The following is a 16,705-nucleotide window of genomic DNA, read 5'->3' on the forward strand; positions in this document are numbered from 1 at the left end:
ACGGTGCGGCGGCCCTCCCAAGTGGTTGATGCATACCCCGCCATGGGCTGCTCAATCACTGTTCTGCCGGGCAGCAGTACCGGCGCGGCTTAAACCTGAATCGGCCCCCACCCCACCGGAGATTGCGCCGCCACCCACGCTGTAGTCGCCCACGCCGCCACATTCACCGGCAAGGTCGCTGGGTCCACTTGTTCCAGGGTGTCGTTCTCGGTGTGGTGCACATCAAAGTAGCGGGTACCGTCTTGCGTCAGCTCCAGGCCGGGCCAGCCGTATTTGCGCATCAAAAAGGCGGCGTCGGGGCCGGGGCTGCCTTGGTTGGCTTGGGTCTCTGGGCGGGCAATGCCCAGCGGGGCCAACAGCTCGGCCAGGGTTTGGATGACGGGTAAAGCCTCGTCGCGCACGCGGCTGCGCAGGCGCCAGGGCTGGCCCGCGCCAAAGTCGGACTCGCTCAACATTTGGTGTGTTTCGCGGGCATGGGCTTCGCCATAAGCCAGGGCGCCGTCAAAACCGTTTTCTTCATTGGCAAACAGCACCACGCGCACGGTGCGGCGGGGGCGCTGGCTGCCTTGCAGCAGGGTCTTGGCTGCGGCCAGCACAATGCCCACGCCGGCGCCATCGTCCACCGCGCCTTGGCCCACGTCCCAAGAGTCGAGGTGGGCCGAGAGCATCACGATCTCATGGGCCAAGTCGGTGCCGGGGATCTCGCCCAGCACGTTGTGCGAGGTCGCCTCCACATGGCTGACGTTACGCATGTTCAGCCGCATGCGCAGGGGCTGGCCGTCGGGCTGCAGGCTGCGTTGGTGCAAGCGGGCGATCAGCTCGGCGTCGGGCACGGAGACAGCCAGTGCCGGGATCATGGCCACTTGTTTGTCATAGCGCATGGCGCCGGTGTGGGCCAGGCGGTCGCGGTCGGTGCCAATGGAGCGGATCACCACGGCCACTGCGCCTCGGCGGGCGGCTTCCACCGCGCCGCCAATGCGGGCCATCACGGCCAGGCCGTAGCCGCTGCCGTCGCGGCTGCGGCTCATGCGCTGGTCCACAAAGACGATGCGGCCTTTGGGGCGCTCGCTGGTGTCGGCCTTCAGCGCGGCCAGGTCGGGGTAATAGGCCACTTCAGCATCCAGCCCTTCAGGCGCGGTGCCAATGCTGTTGCCCAGGGCCAGGGCGGTCAGCGGGTGGGGCACGGGGCTGGTGAGCATCACGTTCAAGGGGCCGCGCTGCCAGACCTTCATGCTCACCGGCTCGGCGCGCACGGCGGCCAGGCCCAGGCGCTGCATCTGGGCTTGGGCCCAGGCCACGGCGCGGGCATCGGCGGGCGAGCCTGCGGGCCGGGCGCCGACTTCGGTCACCAAAGATTCGGTCAGGGCATAGGCCAGGCTGTCTTTCAGGCCCAGCTCGCGCAGGGCTTGGGCGTGGCGCAGGTCGGCCGCCGAGAGGGCGGGGCTGCTGCTGGCGCCTTGGGCGCGGGAGAGCAAGGGGGTGGCCAGGGCACCCAGCCCGGCAAGGACGTGTCGACGATGCAATGTCATGGGAAACCCGGCTTCTGAGTTGGGGGGGCGCGCCGCAAGCGCGCGTTTGCCCGTGGGAGGGCGCTGGTGGGCCAATGCTAATCTCTGCGGCCGCTCGCAAGTGGTTTGGGCGGCCAGAACAACTTGAGGTTTGCTGTGGACGGGGTGAGAGCAGGCGTTTGCAAAGCGCTGGTGTGGGGCGTGTGTGCGTGGGCCTGGGCGGTGCAAGCCAGCCCCAGCGCGCCGCTGCAATGGGGGCCGGTGGTCGAGAAGCACTTTGGCGTGGCGGTGCCAGACCCTTATCGCGGCCTGGAGCAAGTGCGCAACCCGCGCGTCAAAGCCTGGCTGGCGCAGCAGAGCCAAGCGGCCCAAGCCAGCTTGGCCGCGCTGCCGGGGCAGGCCGAGGTTTTGCGGCAGATGGTGGAGCAAGACGCCGACCTGCCCGCGCGGGTGACGGATGTGCGGCGCTTCCCCAACGGCCAGCGGGTGTTCTTGCGCCGCCAGACCGGCGAGGAGCAGTTCAAGCTGGTGGTGCAGCCGGCGGGCGAGGCGCCGGCTAAGGTGCTGGTGGACCCAGAGGCCTTGAGCCGCAAGCGCGGGCCGGTGTATGCGCTCAATTACTTCCAGACCTCGCTAGACGGCCGCTGGCTGGCCTATGCGCTGTCGCGTGATGGCTCCGAAGACGCGACCTTGCGGGTGATGGACACCGCCAGCGGCAAGGTGGTGGGCCCGGCCATCGACCGGGCGGAGGTGGGGGCGGTGTCCTTCACGCCCGATGGCCAGCACCTGGCCGTGTTGCGCTTGCAGGCGCCGGGGCCCCAAGCGCGGGCGCAAGACCGTTATCTCCACTCGGCCGTGTGGCTGATGCAGCCGGGAGCACCCTTGCAGCAGGCGCGCAAGATTTTTGGTCCCGGTGTGGCGGGGGTGCGTGTGAAGCCCGAGGATGTGCCCGAGGTGGAGTTCAGCCACGACGGCCGCTGGGCCATGGCCACGGTTTACACCGGCACCCAGCAAGACGTGGGGCTGTGGCTGGCGCCGGCAGCGTCGGTGCTGGAGGGCCGCCCGCAGTGGCGCAAGCTGGCCGATGCGGCAGACCGCGTGGTGGGCAGCGCCTATGGCCACGGCTGGCTCTACCTGCGCAGCCGCCAGCAAGCGCCCAATTACCAAATCTTGGCGGTGGATTTGCGCAGCGAACACGCCAAGCCGGCCTTGGCCGATGCGCAGGTGGTGGTGCCGCACAGCGAGCGCGTGGTGATGGGCATGACGGTGGCTGAAGATGGCCTGTATGTCGAGAGCCGCGACGGCAACGTCAAGCGCTTGTCCAAGCGCGCCCATCGTGCAGATGCCGCCGTGCAGGAGGTGGCCCTGCCGATTGACGGTGCCTTTGCGTTGAGCAGCGACGCCTGCTTGGCCAGCGTGGGCCACCCTCAGGTGCCGGGCTTGGTGCTGGACCTGCAAGGCTGGCTGCACCTGCGCCAGCTTTATGAGGTGCGGGCTGATGGCGCCGTGCGCAACACCGGCTGGCAGCCCACCAGCCCTTTGGCCACGCTGCCCGACGCCCAGGCCACCGAGGTGCTGGTGCCCAGCCATGACGGCGCCTTGGTGCCCATGTCCATCGTGCACCGCAAGGGCTTGGTGCTGGACGGCAGCCACCCCACCGTGCTGTGGGCCTACGGCGCCTATGGGCACACCGAGGAGCCGCACTTCAGCGCCTTTGCGGCCTCGTGGGTCAAGGCTGGTGGGGTGTATGCCGTGGCCAATGTGCGCGGTGGGGGGGCCAAGGGCGACGCCTGGTATGAGGCCGGCCGCAAAGCCACCAAGGCCAACACCTGGCTGGACACCATCGCCTGCGCGCGCTTTTTGCAGCAGCAGGGCTGGACCTCACCCGCCAAGCTCGGCCTGTGGGGCGTGAGCGCCGGGGGCATTGCGGCTGGGCGGGCCATGACCGAGCAGCCGGAGTTGTTTGGCGCGGTGGTGTTTTCTTCGGCCGCGCTGGACATGGTCAGCGCCGAGCGCGAGCCTTATGGGCCCACCAATGTGCCCGAGTTCGGCACCGTGCGCCGCGAGGCCGACTTCAAGGCCTTGCTGGCCATGAGCACCTACCACCACATCCGCGACGGCGCGGCCTATCCGGCCGTGCTCATCACCCACGGCATGAGCGACCCGCGTGTGGCGCTGTGGAACAGCACCAAGACGGCCGCCCGCCTGCAGGCCGCCAGCCGCAGCGGCCAGCCAGTGTGGCTGTGGGTGGACGACCAGTTGGGCCACAGCCTGGGCCACACCCGGGCGCAAGAGCTGCGCGGCCTGGCCCTGGTGCAGGGCTTCTTCAGGGCGCAGCTGGGGCTGGTGCCGCGCTAGGAGCGTGGGCGCCTTACATCACGGCCGGAGAGGCGCCGCGCGTTTTGAGGGTGCAACGTTGCGCCACGCACTGGGCGCCCGGGTCCGGCAGCATGGCGCAAATGGACATCATCCCCGAGCGCTCGACCTCGGCCTTGCGGGCTTGGCCATAAGCCTCCACCAGTTGCTTGAGCTTGGCTTCATGGCTGGCGCTGGTGGACCACGCCAGCCAGGCCTCCGGCCCGCCACAGGCGCGGTGGCCCACACCGATGGTGCGGCATTGGGCGTCGCTGGTGCAGGCAGCTTCTCCAATCTCGTCGCGCACTTGCTGCGCCAAGGCCGTTGCCCCGGCGGGCACGGCGGCGGGGGCATTGGCCGCGGGCTTGTTGGCGGGCGCCGCGCAGGCGCTGAGCATCGCGCAGCTCAGCAAGAGGCCCGACAAGGCGGGGCGCGCCAGGTGCAAGGGGGAAGGCATAGCAGTCTCCATCGATCAGGCCATGGGCAAAGTGTGGCACCAATTCGGGGGCGGGCGCTGGCCCCTCTGAGGGGAGCGCCCAAAGCCATGGCATGCGGCACAATCCAGGGCCGCGCGGCGCTTCGGCCCTGAACCGTTTGAGGCTGCCGCGCCCCCTTTTTTGAAGCCGACCCAGGGAGCGCCCATGGCATCCGTCAACAAAGTCATCATCCTCGGCAACCTGGGGCGCGACCCCGAGGTGCGTTACACCCCCAACGGTGCCGCCGTGTGCAATCTGCGCATCGCCACCACCCGCAACTGGAAGAGCCGCGACAGCGGCGAGCGCCAGGAAGAAACCGAATGGCACTCGGTGGTCCTCTATGACCGCCAGGCCGAGATCGCTGGCGAATACCTGAAGAAAGGCCGCCCGGTCTACATCGAGGGCCGCCTGAAGACCCGCAAGTGGCAAGACAAAGAAGGCCAAGACCGCTACACCACTGAGATCGTCGCCGACTCCATGCAACTGCTGGGCGGCCGTGACGGTGGCGGCGGTGGTGGCGGTGGCGACGACGAAGGCTACAGCCGCGAAGCCCCCGCGCCCCGCGCCGCCCCCGCCCCGCGCCGCGAAGCCCCGGCTCCCCGCCCTGCGCCCAAGTCGTCGACCGGCTTTGACGACATGGATGACGACATCCCGTTCTGACCGTCAAACAGCCCGGTGATCCCTCTGCACCCAAGCCCCACAGTGACTGCTGATGGGGCTTTTTATTGGCTCCCCCCAAAGAGCACGGCCATCGCGCTGGCCTGGATGGCCCTGGTGGGCGCTGCTGTGTTGGCGCCTCAGCCCGGCCGCGCATCAGACGGCCCGCCACAGGTGTCGCCAGCCGACGCGCCAGCGGCCGTCATCCGCTTGCCCTCGGCGGTGGTTGGGCAGCGCTACGCACAGGCGCTCATCAGGGGCGGCCAACCGCCCTACTCGGTGGTGCTGGAGTCTGGTCGCTTGGACGATGTAGGCCTGACGCTGGATGCGACGGGGCTGCTATCGGGGCATCCCACACAGCCTGGCCGCTTTGTGTTCACGCTGAGCGCCCAAGACGCCCGGGCCGGTGAGCCTGTTCGGCAGCGCTATGTGCTGCATGTCTTGAGCGCTCGAAAGCCGCGGTAGCCGGCGCTGCTCGCCGGGGCGCTGAGCACGCCTTCATCCATCTCCGGGCGCAGACTGCGTAGTCTTGGCCCGCCCCAACAGCCCCAAACCCAAAACCGCCAGCAGCAGGCCTGCGCCATAGATGGCCGCGCTGCGGAGTGTGAGTGCGTCGGGGCTGGACAAGGCCACGGTGCCGGCGGCCAGGCTGGCAATGCCCAGGTAGAGCGGCACATGGCCGTAGGCCCAGAGGCGCATGCGGCGGCCGGCGGCGGCGTCCGCAATGTGGCGCTCGCCATGGCCCCGCACGCGGTCGAAATAGGCCCGCCACAGCGCAAAGCTCAGCAGCCCACCCAGCCCGGCGGCGATCACGCTAGAGAGGTGGAGGTGCTCGCCATGGTCCAACGCATGCACCACCGAGGCCATCCCTTCGCCCAGCAGGATGATGGTGAACAGGCCAAAGCGTTCGGGCAGATGCTCGGGGTGGGGCGGCACTTCGGCCGTGTGGCGCGCCACCAGCCAGGGCGAGAGCAAGTCCAGCCCCAGGGCCAAGGACCAGCAGGCCCAGCGCTCGCTGCCGGGCCACGCGACACCGGCCAGCCACAAGGCCGCTTGCACTGCATAGAGCGTGCTGTAGGCCCGGATCAGGCCCGCAGCGCCCAGCCAACGCCGCTCGGTCTGGTAGGCGCCTGCCAGCAGCAGCTTGAAGGCGGCCAGCCCGATGCCAAAGGCCCAGGCGCGTTCGGTCAATGGCGCCGTGACACCGTAGCCGATCAAGCAGACCGCGCTGATCTGCGCAAAGCCCAGCAGGCGCTGGCGCGGCAGGTCTTGGTCAAAGCGCGTGCCATAAAAGGTGTGGCCCAGCCAGCACCACCACATGGCCAAGAAAGCCAGCGCGAACTGCACGGCCCCACCCAAGGTGTAGTGGTGCGCGTAGGCGCCGGAGAGCTGCGCCACGGCCACCACAAACACCAGGTCGAAGAAGAGTTCGAACCAGGTGGCTTTGCGGCCGTGGGCGTGGGGCGGCAAGTGGGCGGGGACCTTGGACATGGCGCTCTGGTGGGCGGGGTGAGATGCAGGGGGTGTTCCGGGCGCAATCAGGCCATCTGCCAGGCGCTGAGGTGCTGCTGCACAAAGTCTTCAAAGCGGCGTGGTGGCTGGCCCGTCAATTGCTGCACGGTGTCTGTCACTTCGGCCACCAGGCCTGCGGCAATGGCTTGGTTCAGGCTGGACATGACATCGACCGCGAAGTCGGGCATGCCCATCTCACGCATCGCCTGCACCGCAGAAGCCTCAGGGATCGCGACCCATGTGACGGGCCGTCCGGTGGCGTTGGCAATGGCCGCCACCGCCTCTTGGGACGTGAGGGCCTCGGGGCCGGTCAACACATAGGCCTGGCGGGCATGGGCTGCGGGGTCTTTGAGCACGGTGGCAGCCACGGCGGCAATGTCGCGCACGTCCACAAAGGGCACGCGGCCATCGCCGTGCGACGAATAGAAGCGACCCGACTGGATCATGCCGGCTTGGAAGCTGCTGAAGTTCTGCATGAAGTTTTTGGGCCGCAGGAATGTGCAGGGCACACCGCTGTCTTGCAGGGCTTGGTCGACCTGGCCTTGGGCGCGGGCGATGGCCAGCGGCGAGAGCGGGTCGGCCCCCGCGCCAGAGATGCGAACCAAGTGCTTGACCCCTGCCGCCTGTGCGGCACGCGCCACGTTCTTGGCCATCTCCACCATGCCTGGGTGCAAGGGGATGACGATGAAGGCGATCTCCACGCCAGTGAAGGCTTGGGCCAGGGTGTCGGGCCGCGTGAAGTCCACCGCGCGGCCGGGAACCCCGGCCACCGCGTGGCCTTGAGTGCTGCCCGCCAGCAGCCCAGCCGGGTGCTGGGCCAGCAAGGGTAAGAGCGCGCCGCCAACTTGGCCAGTGGCGCCGGTGATCAGCAAGGTCGGTGGTGTCATGGCTGTCGCTCGGCGAGTCATCGTGTCAAGGCCGCCCACACCATGTTTGGCGAGTGGCCCATCACCCGCACCATGCGCACCCACAGCAGGGTCATGTGCTCCAGGTGCAGGGCTTGCTCCAGCCCGCCCACATCCAAGGGCGCCCAGCCCAGGGCGGCCATCAGGCCGGCAACGGTTTGCTTGGCGGGCGCGTCGTTGCCGCAGTACATCATGGTGGGCAGCACGTTGTAGCCGGGGTAGGCGCTGTTCTCGAAGTTCTCATAGCCGTAGATGGTGAAGGCCTTGACCACCCGCGCTTGGGGTGCCAGGGCTTGCAGGGCTTGTGAGCCGGCTTGCTGGCTGGCCAGGCCGTGGCTCAGCCCGGGGCCGACCGGGTTGGTGCAGTCCACCAACACCTTGCCGGCCAAGGCATTGGCCAGAGGCGGGATGACTTGCTCATTCACGCTGTAAGGTGTGGCCAGGAAGACCACATCGGCCTCCTGCACAGCCTGCTCCATGGGCCGAGCTTGCAAGGCCGGGTTGCGGGCCTGGGCTTGGCGCACGGCCTCGGAGTTGGGGTCGCGCGCAGCGAGGGTGACCTGGTGGCCCAGGCGCTGCAGGTGGTCGGCCAAGGGCGCGCCGACATTGCCGTAACCGATGAAGGTGATGTTCATGGGGCTGCTCCCTGGTCAGGCTTTGGACTTGCGTGGTGAGAGTTGGGCGATGACCAGGCGCGCCACGCTGCGGCCGCTGTGCTGCTGCTGGCCGGTGATGAGGTGGCCGTCTGCGACGGCAAAGTCGGCCCACATGCCGCCTTGGACATAGCGGGCGCCGCGCTCCTTCATGGCCGGCACGACGTACCAGTCGAACAGCTTGGCGCCAATGGCTTTCTCGACGAACTGATCCTCGGCCAAGGAGAAGCCGGTGACCTTTTTGCCGGCGATCAAGTAGCGCCCGTTGCCCAGCTTGGTGTCCACCAGCGCGGCGACACCGTGGCACAAGGCGGCGGTCGGCTTCTTGGCCTCGTAAAAGGCCGCCAGCAAGGCTTGCAAGGCCTTGTCGCTGCGGAAGGTGAACATGGGCGCTTGACCACCGGCGACGATGACCGCGTCATAGTCGCCGACCTTGACCGATGCCAAGGCGCGCGTGCCTTTGAGCAGGGCTGATGTCTTGGGCGAGGTCAGGAAGCCCAGGCTGACGATGTCTTGGGCTGAATAGCCGCTCTCGTGGCGAGGGTCGGAGTAGGGGTCGATGAAGAGGTCGCCGCCCTCGGGGCTGACGATGTCCACGGCATAGCCCGCATGCACCAGCTCGTCATAAGGGTGGCTGATTTCAGCCGCCCAGACGCCGACCGGCCAGCCATTGCCCGCTTTGCTCATATTGGCGGCGACCAGCAGCACACGGCCTTTGGGGGCGGGGCCTTCGGCGGCAGAGGCTGTGGTGCTCAGCACCGTGGTGGCCGCTAAAGCGCTGGCTGCGAGAGAGAGGAATTGACGTTTGTTCATGGTGTAGCAAGCAGAAAAGAAGGGGGTGGGTCTGCCAGGGCGCTCAGCGGCCCAGGGCCTCGATCACCAGGCGCGCGGTCTCGGCACCGGAGAAGTTTTGCTGGCCGGTGATCAGGTTGCCGTCGCGCACGGCAAAGCTGCGCCACAGGCCGGCCTGCACATAGTTGGCGCCGATCTCGCGCAGCTTGTCTTCAATGCGCCACGGCATGACGTGCTGGTCGCGGGGCAGCAGGCCGTAGCTCCACACGGCGTTGTCGGCGAAGTCTTCTTCCACATTGGCAAAGCCGGTCACGGTGCGGCCTTTGGCGATGAACTCGCCGCTGCGAGTCTTGGCATAGGCCAGCACTGCCACGCCGTGGCACAAGGCGGCGGCCACTTTGCCGGCCTCAAAGAAGGCGGCGAACTTGGCATGCAGCTCGGTGGCCCGCTCGAACGTGAACATGGGGGCCTGGCCACCCGCCACGACGAGGGCGTCGAAGCGGTCCAGCGCGATCTCGGCCACCGGCCGGGTGTTCTCGACCAGGGCCTTGAGTGCGGGCGTGTGGATGAAGCCTTGGCTGATGAGGTCGCTTTGGCTGTAGCCGCTGGCGTCGTTGGGGTCGCTCATGCCGTCGGCCTGGCAGGCGCCACCGTCCGGGCTGAACACCTCCACCTCATAGCCCGCTTCGTGGAAGGCCAGGTAGGGGTGGGTCAGCTCGCTCCACCAAAAGCCCACCGGCCAGCCGGTGGTGCTGGAGACCGCCGGGTTGGCGATGACGATGGCCACGCGTTTAGGGGCGCGGGGGTTGACGGGGTTGGTGTCTTGCAGGCTCATGAAGAGGCTCCTTGGATCAGCGATGCCCGCACTTTGTCATTTGCCTGAGAATTGATAAATATCTGTCTATGGCACCATGTGTTACCAAAGGAGACAACAATGGACTTGCAAGCCCTTCAGGCCTTCATCAAGGTGGTGCAGACCGGCAGCTTCACCCGTGCCGCAGACGCGCTAGGCACGCACAAGGCGCACTTGTCGCGGGTGGTGAGCCAGTTGGAGCGCGAGTTGGGGGCGCGCCTGCTGGAGCGCAGCACGCGCTCGCTGTCCTTGACCGAGGTGGGCCGGGAGTTCCACGAGCGCGGTGTGGCCATCTTGGCGGCGGTGGACGATGCCCGCCAGGCGGTGGAGCAGTCCCAGGCCGAGCCGCGCGGCACGCTGCGGCTGACCTGTGGGGTGGAGTTCGGCATGTTGGCCGTCAGCGGCTGGATCCACGACTACTTGGCGCGCTACCCCCAGATGAAGGTGGAGGCCGAGATCACGGGCCGCATCGTCGATGTGGTGCACGAGGGCTTTGACCTGGCGATCCGGGTTGGCCATCTGCCCGACTCCACGCTCACGGCCCGGCGCCTGGGCAGCCTGAGCTATGCGCTGTATGCGGCGCCTGCCTATTTGCAGCAGCGCGGCGTGCCCCGCACGCCGGAGGAGCTTTCCCGGCATGAGTTGCTGGTGTTTGCGCCGGGCAGTGCCACCACAGCCTGGGTGCTATCCCGCGACGGGGACACCAGCCGCGTGCCGCTGATCCAGGCGCGGTTCAGGGCCAGCAGCAGTTTCGCGGTGCGCGATGCGGCGGCTGCGGGCTTGGGCGTTGCGCTGCTGCCGCAGCTGATTGGCGAGCCGCTGGTGGCCGCAGGGTTACTGCGTGGTGTGCTGCCGGGCTGGGTGCCGCCCGAGGTGCCGGTGAGTGCGGTGTTCGCCAGTGCACGGTTTCTGGCCCCCAAGGTCAGGGCCTTTGTGGAGCTGGCTCTCACGTCGTTCAAGGGCGTGACGCCGCCGTGACCGGTCGTGCCGCTGAAGGACGCCGTCCGTCCAGACAGGCGCCTGGGTGCGGCCAACCGCCGCAGGAATGCCGCTATGGTGCCGAGCCGAGCTGGGACGGGGGCTAGAGCGCTCGACACGCCCGCCTCAGATGCCGCAGGCCGCTGTGCTTGTCCATCGGACATAAGTGGCTTTGCGGGACTTTTCCTTGTTTTTGCGGCTTTCCAGATTTGTAGTGACAAAGATGTTATAGATTGAGATACAAATCTCGTCTAATATGGCTTGATCTTAGTTAAGAGAGCTTGATCATGGCAGTACTGCAACACGAGAAGAGCCGGACCGACTTGCTGAACCGCCTCAAGCGTGCCGAAGGGCAGCTGCGGGGCATTCAACGCATGATCGAAGGTGGTGAAACTGCTTTCGACATTGCAGGGCAGATGTCGGCTGTTCGCAAGGCGTTGGACAGCACCTATGTGCGCATGACCGTCTGCGTCATGGAGCAAGAGTTGGCCGGGAAGGTCAACGACAACGCCCGCGGCCGCAAGCAGCTCGCCGAGGTGATGGACGAAGTCCAGTCCTTGTTGTCTAAGGTGCGCTAAGCCCTGGGCACTAGGCCAACCTGGCCGCCAGTTGCAGCAGCTCGCGAGGGCTGAAAGGCTTGACCAGATAGTCTGTCGCACCGGCGGCCAAGCCGGTGGCGCGGTCTTCCGGCCGAGCCTTGGCACTGAGGATCACGACCTTGCTGCGTTTCAGGCGCGGGTCGTTGCGAATGCGCCGGCAAGCCTCGATGCCGTCAATGGCACCGGGCATCATCACGTCCATCAGCACCAAGTCCGGGGTCAGGGCTTGGGCTTGCTTGACCCCGTCTTCGCCATTGGCGGCTTCGTGCAAGTCATAGTCTTGCAGCTCCAGGGTCATCCGAACCAATTCTCGGATATCGGCTTGGTCGTCAACGATCAACACACGTTTCATGGGCGCTCCCAGATGATGGCTCCGCAGCGACAGCCGCAGCCACCCGCTGACGCGCACTTTAGGCCGCCGCTACAGCGCTGATAAGCAGAAACAGGGGGCGAATGGGCTGATGTTGCAGCCTTTGCGCGGTGGTGGTTCGCGCGATATTGCGAGAACTTGCCGAAGACTGCGAACCCTTATGCCCACCACCTTGCTTCCTGCCAGTACCTTGCGCCGCATGGACTACACCATGGTGGTGCTGTCCATTGCCTTGGGTGCGCTTTGCGTGGCGTTGACCTTCGATGGGCCGCTCGCAGGGGCCACGCAGCTGACGATGGGCGCAGTGCTGCTGGTGACGCCGCTGCTGGCCTACCGCTGGGCGGGAGACACTTGGCTGCGCTGGGTGTTGGCACTGCTGGCCACCGCCCTGAGTGCAGCCCCTGTGGTGTTGGCGGGGGGCCGGGCCGAGTATGTGCTGCTCATGATGTTGACCCTGTCGGTGCTGCCGGTGTATCGGGCTTGGCCGCTGATTGCGGCTGCAGGCGTGCTGATGACGGCGCACCTGATGACCTTGTCCCAGTGGGGTTTAAGTCCCGGCATGAATGGTGCTGCACTGAGCCTGGCCGTGGTGGTCGTGGCATCGCAGACGGCCTATTTGGTCTATGTGGCTTGGGTGGGCGGGCGGCGAGACCGCGAGCGCTTTGACATTGAGTTCCTGGTCAAGGCCATGGGCAGTGACGGCCCGATCCGCCTGAACTTCGACGCCGTGCGCGCCGAATCTCAGCTCGGCCAGCGCCTGAAGCATGTCCAAGACCGCATGGCCGATGCGCTGCGCCAAGTCGAGGCCTCTACGCAGGGGGTGCACGGGGTCTCCGATGTGCTCAAAGACAGTGGGACCGAGTTGATGCAGCGCACCGAGAGCAGCGCCAATGGCCTGCGGGATGCCGCGATGGTGTTGGAGCAAATCACGGTCATCGTGAAGTCCAGTGCCGAGGCAGCGCTGGAAGCGCGAGCCCATGCCGACGCGGCCTCGGAGTTGGCCTCGGGTGCCGGCAAGATCATTGACCAGATGGTCGGGCAGATGCGCCACATTGACCAATCGGCGCGCCGCATCACCGACATCATTGCGGTGATTGACGGCATTGCCTTTCAGACCAATATCCTGGCCTTGAATGCAGCCGTTGAGGCCGCCCGAGCCGGTGAGCAAGGCCGCGGCTTTGCGGTGGTGGCCTCCGAGGTGAGGTCGCTGGCCATGCGGGCCTCGGACGCGGCCAAAGAAATCAAGGGCCTGATCGCGGACTCGCTGCAGACCGTGGAGCAGGGCAATCACTTGGCCGATTCAGCCGGCGACAACATGCAGCACTTGGTCGAGGCGGTGCAGCGAGCGGGCAATGTCTTCCGAAGCTTGTCGGCCGACACCGATGAACATGCCAACAGCATTGAGGCGGTGACTCAGGCCGTGAAGGACCTGGACGAGCTGACGCGGCAGAACGTCGCAGTGGCGGAGCGGGCGGATGAGGCCTCGCGCACCTTGGCCCAACATGCGGGCGGCCTGAGCCAAGTGCTGGCGGCCTTTCGAATCTCCCACACCATGCCGCCGCCGGTGCCTGTCAGCGCCATGTCGGCGCCCATGGCGCCCCCGCCACGCGCTGCCGCCAAGGTGGCGGCACCCGCGCCGGCGGTGGTGGATTTCTTCTGAGCTTGCCCGTCTTGACGGGCTGAGGCGGTCAGCCGGCAGCGGCGCTGTTGAGCGGCCAAGCCAGCGTGATGAGCGCCCCGCCTTGCGGGTTGTTGGCCGCCTGAATCCAGCCGCCATGCGCCTGCATGATGCGGCGGCAAATCGTCAGCCCTAAGCCCGTGCCGCCGGAGCCGTCCTTGGTGCGGCTGGACTGCACGAAGGGCTCAAAAATGTGCTCGCGCTCATCCTCCGGAATGCCGGGGCCTTGGTCGCTGACCGTGAGCTGCACCGTTTGGGCCTGGCTGCTGAGCACCAGGCGGATCACGCCACCATCGGGCGAGAAGCGCAGCGCGTTGGCAATCACATTGCGCAAGACTTGTTGGATGCGGAAGGCATCGAGCTGCATGGGCGCCACCGCGGCCCCCTGCTCCCAGGTAAAGCTCACGCCGCGGGGCCCTGCCAGCGGCTCAAACTCGGCCAGGACTTCTTGCACCTGCAGCGAAAGATCGGTGCTGGCCAACTGCATGCCTTGGGCATCGCCGTCGAGCTTGGCCACATCGAGCAGGTCGTTCACCAGGGCCAACATGCGTTGCCCGCCCACGTGGATGCGGTCGAACATGGTGTGCAGGCGCGCGTGCTCCTGGCTGTACTTCACGCCCAGCTCAGAGAAGCCAATGATGGACTGCAGCGGTGTGCGCAGCTCGTGCGACATATTGGCAATGAACTCGCTCTTGACGCGGTTGGAGTTCTCGGCCGCGTCGCGCGCCAGGCGCGTGGCACGCTCGGCCTCGCGGAACTCGGTGACGTCGACGATGTTGCCAATCACTCCTGCCGGTGTGCCATCGACTTGGGTGAAGCTGACCTTGGTGGTGATGGTGTGGCGCAGCGCGCCATCGCTGCGGCGGTGAATCCCCTCCTTGCGGACCACCTCGCCGGCATTCAAGGCAGCGAGCTCGGCCTCGGTCTCGGCCGGCTCACCGCCTTGGCCTGCGGCCTGGCCCAGCAGGCACAGGCCGGTCAGCTCCGTCCATGCTTTGTTCACCATCACCAGGCGGCCTTGGTCATCCTTGACGAAGATCGGTGTGGGCGTGGCCTCAATCAGCTGGGCGGTGAAGTCGAGTTGCGCTTGCAGGCGGCGGCGGGCGCTCTCACGGGCCGAGACATCGGCGCCAAAGCCGGCGAAGCCCTGCAGGCTGCCGTCTGGCCCATGCAAGGCCGAGAGGCTCAACTCCATCGGTAAGCCAACACCAGAGGCCGTGCTCAGCTCCACCGGCAAGGGGCTTTGCGGCCCACGAGCGGCATGGGCAATGAGCTGATCGACGGCAGCGCGGTCGCGCTCCACCATCAGACGCTGCAGCGGCACGCCCAGCGCTTCAGCGTCTGGCCTTTGGGTGATTTGCTGCCAGCGTGGGTTCACATAGGTGAGCCGCCCTGAGGCATCGGTGCGGAAGATCCACTCGCGCACGCCCTCAATGAGCACGCGCAGCTCGCGTTCGCTGTCGGCCACCCGCTCATTCGCGCTGTGCAGCGCCAGGGTGACATGCTCATGGCTGCGCAGGCTGCGGGCCGCCAGCGAGGCCAGCCCCAAGATCACCACACTGGCCACCAAGGCGCCTAAACATGCGGCTTGGGCCAGCGGCCAAATGTCGGCGATGGCTTGGTCGTAGGGCTGCTCCACCATGACCACCAAGGGCTGCCGGCGCAGGCTGCGGAAGGCCAGCACGGCGGCTTGGCCGTCCAGCCCTTTGTCGATCAGGTTGCCGCTCTCGCGATCAGGCAAAAACTGCTGGAAGGCAATGTGCGTGTGCATGGACTGACCCGGCTCGGCCCGCAGGGCCGAGGTGCCGGTCAGCAGCACGCCGTCAAAAGCCAGCAGTGCGCCCACGGCCCGCTCGTTGTCCAAGGTCAGTGCGTGCTGGTTGGCAAAGTAGTCAGGGTTGATGGTGGCCACCAGCCAGGGCGCGGTCGCGGCGTCACCGCTGAGCCGCAGCAGCACCGGCATGAAGCTCTGGTTGTTCTGCGGAGGGGTGCCGGTGGCGCGGTCCAGCGCCCACTGGCCCAGGTCTCGCCCGGCCAGCAAGCGGGGCACCACACCGCCGTTGGGGCGCTCGGCTGTGCCCAAAGCGGCCAAATCGACTTGCGCGCCCACATTGGCCGGCAGCGAGCTGGCGGTGACCTTGCCTTGTGGGTTCACCACCGACAAGCTGCGCACAAAGGGCAGGCCTTGCAGCAAGGTGGCCATGGTTTGGCCCAGTCCTTCGGCATGGGTCAGGTGCAGGTCGTGTTCGCCTTGCAGGCGGCCAGCATGGGTGGCGGTGTCTTGGGCAATGGTGTCCTGCACCGCGCCCAATACCACATCCACCGTGTTGAAAGCGCGGTTGGCATGGTCTTCCAGCGCCCTGGCGTTCAAGGCCGTGCGGTCCAGCGCCTGCTGCTCCATCCCCTTGAGCTCGATGACCATGAAGGCCGCCAAGGCCATCAACATGCAGGCCAGCAGGGAGAAGCCCGCCCACCAGGCGGCGCGCTCAGTCAGCCACTCAGGCAAGACGGCGCGCTTGGCCGAGTCTGTCATTTCTTGACCACAATCTCACTCAAGCCGGCCCGCTTGGCCGCAGCGTCCAGACGCCCGTCTTTCTTGATGCGCGCGACAAAGTCGTCCACTTTCTTCAGCCAGGCGTCGTCGCCCGGCTTCACCGCATAGGCATAGGGCAGCACAAAAAAGGGCGTGGGCGGCGAGATCAGCTTGGCCCAGTCGGCGTTATCCAGCAAGCGGCGGCTGTAGGGGTAGTCGGTCATGAAGACATCCACGCGGCCGGCCTCCAGCTCTTGTTCGCGCGTCTGCGGGGGTTTGACCACCACCATCTTGGCTTGCTTCAAGGCGTCGGTCATCACCGGCTCCATGAAGGTGCCGGCCTGCACGGCCACCAGCACGCCAGGCTTGTCGATGTCGCTCCATTGCTTGACGGTGCGGTTAGAGCGGGTGGTCACGCCATAAATGTCGCTTTGCAGATAGGGCTGGCTGAAGCGCAGCACCTTGGCCCGTGCGGGCAAGACGCCCACCGCAAACATGGCCACATCGCACTTGTCGGTGGTCACATCCTCGACCAGCTTGGCAAAGGAGGAGTCCACATACTGGACTTTGGCGCCCAGGTCTTTGGCGAACTCGGTGGAGAGCTCGATGTCGATGCCGGTGAGTTGCTGGGTGCGGGGGTTGCGCAAGGTGATGCCGTAGTAATCGGGCCAGATGCAGACCTTGACGGTTTTGCTGGTGGCGACGCGGTCAGCGACCTCTGCGGCCACACTGGCGCTGGGGGCGAGCCCGATGATCAGGAGCCCGAGGGCAGAGGTTTTTGCAGCAAGGGCGAGTAGGCGCATGGAGAGTCCTTGAAGAGGCTGAAAGCGGCACAG

General features: G+C 66.8%; 16 protein-coding genes. 6 read left to right on the forward strand and 10 right to left on the reverse strand.

Features of this window, described 5'->3' with window-relative positions:
• Nucleotides 1–89 precede the first annotated feature (89 nt).
• Nucleotides 90–1,529 (reverse strand): M20/M25/M40 family metallo-hydrolase, encoded by a 1,440-nt coding sequence (locus tag KAK11_RS13635; RefSeq protein WP_210809733.1) that lies wholly within the window; start codon nucleotides 1,527–1,529, stop codon nucleotides 90–92.
• A 135-nt stretch (nucleotides 1,530–1,664) separates the two neighbouring features.
• On the opposite strand from KAK11_RS13635, the gene KAK11_RS13640 reads away from it, so the two are divergent.
• On the forward strand, nucleotides 1,665–3,866 hold the full coding sequence (locus KAK11_RS13640; RefSeq protein WP_210809734.1) for a prolyl oligopeptidase family serine peptidase: 2,202 nt from the start codon (nucleotides 1,665–1,667) through the stop codon (nucleotides 3,864–3,866).
• 13 nt (nucleotides 3,867–3,879) lie between these two features.
• Here the strand turns inward: KAK11_RS13640 and KAK11_RS13645 are convergent, their stop codons facing one another.
• Entirely contained in the window at nucleotides 3,880–4,320 is a 441-nt protein-coding gene (locus KAK11_RS13645; RefSeq protein WP_210809735.1) for a hypothetical protein, read from the reverse strand.
• A 184-nt stretch (nucleotides 4,321–4,504) separates the two neighbouring features.
• Here KAK11_RS13645 and KAK11_RS13650 point away from each other — a divergent pair, with 184 nt between their 5' ends.
• Both KAK11_RS13650 and KAK11_RS13655 read left to right on the forward strand, forming a co-directional pair.
• Complete coding sequence (locus tag KAK11_RS13650) at nucleotides 4,505–4,999, forward strand: single-stranded DNA-binding protein (RefSeq protein ID WP_210809736.1); 495 nt, start codon at nucleotides 4,505–4,507, stop codon at nucleotides 4,997–4,999.
• A 42-nt stretch (nucleotides 5,000–5,041) separates the two neighbouring features.
• Nucleotides 5,042–5,461, forward strand: a complete 420-nt coding sequence (locus tag KAK11_RS13655; protein ID WP_210809737.1) for an Ig domain-containing protein — start codon at nucleotides 5,042–5,044, stop codon at nucleotides 5,459–5,461.
• 33 nt (nucleotides 5,462–5,494) lie between these two features.
• Here KAK11_RS13655 and KAK11_RS13660 read toward each other — a convergent pair whose 3' ends face one another.
• From KAK11_RS13660 to KAK11_RS13680, 5 genes are read right to left on the reverse strand one after another with little or no spacing between them, the layout of a single operon-like run.
• Entirely contained in the window at nucleotides 5,495–6,487 is a 993-nt protein-coding gene (locus KAK11_RS13660; RefSeq protein ID WP_210809738.1) for a low temperature requirement protein A, read from the reverse strand.
• 47 nt (nucleotides 6,488–6,534) lie between these two features.
• Nucleotides 6,535–7,395 (reverse strand): SDR family oxidoreductase, encoded by an 861-nt coding sequence (locus KAK11_RS13665; RefSeq protein WP_210809740.1) that lies wholly within the window; start codon nucleotides 7,393–7,395, stop codon nucleotides 6,535–6,537.
• A 17-nt stretch (nucleotides 7,396–7,412) separates the two neighbouring features.
• Nucleotides 7,413–8,048: an NADPH-dependent F420 reductase gene (locus KAK11_RS13670; RefSeq protein WP_210809741.1), complete on the reverse strand. Its 636-nt coding sequence runs from the start codon at nucleotides 8,046–8,048 to the stop codon at nucleotides 7,413–7,415.
• 15 nt (nucleotides 8,049–8,063) lie between these two features.
• Complete coding sequence (locus tag KAK11_RS13675; protein WP_210809742.1) at nucleotides 8,064–8,879, reverse strand: type 1 glutamine amidotransferase domain-containing protein; 816 nt, start codon at nucleotides 8,877–8,879, stop codon at nucleotides 8,064–8,066.
• Between the two features lie 43 nt (nucleotides 8,880–8,922).
• Complete coding sequence (locus tag KAK11_RS13680) at nucleotides 8,923–9,693, reverse strand: type 1 glutamine amidotransferase domain-containing protein (protein ID WP_210809743.1); 771 nt, start codon at nucleotides 9,691–9,693, stop codon at nucleotides 8,923–8,925.
• Nucleotides 9,694–9,792: 99 nt separating this feature from the next.
• Between KAK11_RS13680 and KAK11_RS13685 the strand changes: the two genes are divergently transcribed.
• Both KAK11_RS13685 and KAK11_RS13690 read left to right on the forward strand, forming a co-directional pair.
• Nucleotides 9,793–10,689, forward strand: coding sequence for a LysR family transcriptional regulator (locus KAK11_RS13685; RefSeq protein WP_210809744.1), 897 nt, complete (start codon nucleotides 9,793–9,795; stop codon nucleotides 10,687–10,689).
• Nucleotides 10,690–10,976: 287 nt separating this feature from the next.
• On the forward strand, nucleotides 10,977–11,267 hold the full coding sequence (locus tag KAK11_RS13690; RefSeq protein ID WP_210809745.1) for a metal-sensing transcriptional repressor: 291 nt from the start codon (nucleotides 10,977–10,979) through the stop codon (nucleotides 11,265–11,267).
• 10 nt (nucleotides 11,268–11,277) lie between these two features.
• Here KAK11_RS13690 and KAK11_RS13695 read toward each other — a convergent pair whose 3' ends face one another.
• The gene (locus tag KAK11_RS13695) at nucleotides 11,278–11,640 is read right to left on the reverse strand and encodes a response regulator transcription factor (protein ID WP_210809746.1); all 363 of its coding nucleotides are present in this window, start codon (nucleotides 11,638–11,640) and stop codon (nucleotides 11,278–11,280) included.
• Between the two features lie 178 nt (nucleotides 11,641–11,818).
• Between KAK11_RS13695 and KAK11_RS13700 the strand changes: the two genes are divergently transcribed.
• Nucleotides 11,819–13,318 carry a methyl-accepting chemotaxis protein gene (locus KAK11_RS13700; protein ID WP_210809747.1) on the forward strand — a complete coding sequence of 500 codons (1,500 nt, stop codon included), beginning with the start codon at nucleotides 11,819–11,821 and terminating at the stop codon, nucleotides 13,316–13,318.
• 28 nt (nucleotides 13,319–13,346) lie between these two features.
• Here the strand turns inward: KAK11_RS13700 and KAK11_RS13705 are convergent, their stop codons facing one another.
• Nucleotides 13,347–15,869 (reverse strand): cache domain-containing sensor histidine kinase, encoded by a 2,523-nt coding sequence (locus KAK11_RS13705; RefSeq protein WP_210809749.1) that lies wholly within the window; start codon nucleotides 15,867–15,869, stop codon nucleotides 13,347–13,349.
• Nucleotides 15,866–16,672 (reverse strand): ABC transporter substrate-binding protein, encoded by an 807-nt coding sequence (locus KAK11_RS13710; RefSeq protein ID WP_210809750.1) that lies wholly within the window; start codon nucleotides 16,670–16,672, stop codon nucleotides 15,866–15,868. The genes KAK11_RS13705 and KAK11_RS13710 overlap by 4 nt, the downstream gene beginning before the upstream one ends.
• Nucleotides 16,673–16,705 lie beyond the last annotated feature (33 nt).

It is taken from the genome of Ideonella paludis (genome assembly GCF_018069865.1).
GTDB classification, from domain to species: Bacteria; Pseudomonadota; Gammaproteobacteria; order Burkholderiales; family Burkholderiaceae_C; genus Ideonella; species Ideonella paludis.

What these genes read in the sequence shown, in the direction of transcription:
- KAK11_RS13695 (WP_210809746.1), bottom strand. Translation starts at nt 11,640, where the DNA reads ATGAAACGTGTGTTGATCGTTGACGACCAAGCCGATATCCGAGAATTG.
- KAK11_RS13705 (WP_210809749.1), bottom strand. Translation starts at nt 15,869, where the DNA reads ATGACAGACTCGGCCAAGCGCGCCGTCTTGCCTGAGTGGCTGACTGAG.
- KAK11_RS13665 (WP_210809740.1), bottom strand. Translation starts at nt 7,395, where the DNA reads ATGACACCACCGACCTTGCTGATCACCGGCGCCACTGGCCAAGTTGGC.
- KAK11_RS13680 (WP_210809743.1), bottom strand. Translation starts at nt 9,693, where the DNA reads ATGAGCCTGCAAGACACCAACCCCGTCAACCCCCGCGCCCCTAAACGC.
- KAK11_RS13670 (WP_210809741.1), bottom strand. Translation starts at nt 8,048, where the DNA reads ATGAACATCACCTTCATCGGTTACGGCAATGTCGGCGCGCCCTTGGCC.
- KAK11_RS13685 (WP_210809744.1), top strand. Translation starts at nt 9,793, where the DNA reads ATGGACTTGCAAGCCCTTCAGGCCTTCATCAAGGTGGTGCAGACCGGC.
- KAK11_RS13650 (WP_210809736.1), top strand. Translation starts at nt 4,505, where the DNA reads ATGGCATCCGTCAACAAAGTCATCATCCTCGGCAACCTGGGGCGCGAC.
- KAK11_RS13700 (WP_210809747.1), top strand. Translation starts at nt 11,819, where the DNA reads ATGCCCACCACCTTGCTTCCTGCCAGTACCTTGCGCCGCATGGACTAC.
- KAK11_RS13645 (WP_210809735.1), bottom strand. Translation starts at nt 4,320, where the DNA reads ATGCCTTCCCCCTTGCACCTGGCGCGCCCCGCCTTGTCGGGCCTCTTG.
- KAK11_RS13635 (WP_210809733.1), bottom strand. Translation starts at nt 1,529, where the DNA reads ATGACATTGCATCGTCGACACGTCCTTGCCGGGCTGGGTGCCCTGGCC.
- KAK11_RS13660 (WP_210809738.1), bottom strand. Translation starts at nt 6,487, where the DNA reads ATGTCCAAGGTCCCCGCCCACTTGCCGCCCCACGCCCACGGCCGCAAA.
- KAK11_RS13710 (WP_210809750.1), bottom strand. Translation starts at nt 16,672, where the DNA reads ATGCGCCTACTCGCCCTTGCTGCAAAAACCTCTGCCCTCGGGCTCCTG.
- KAK11_RS13675 (WP_210809742.1), bottom strand. Translation starts at nt 8,879, where the DNA reads ATGAACAAACGTCAATTCCTCTCTCTCGCAGCCAGCGCTTTAGCGGCC.
- KAK11_RS13690 (WP_210809745.1), top strand. Translation starts at nt 10,977, where the DNA reads ATGGCAGTACTGCAACACGAGAAGAGCCGGACCGACTTGCTGAACCGC.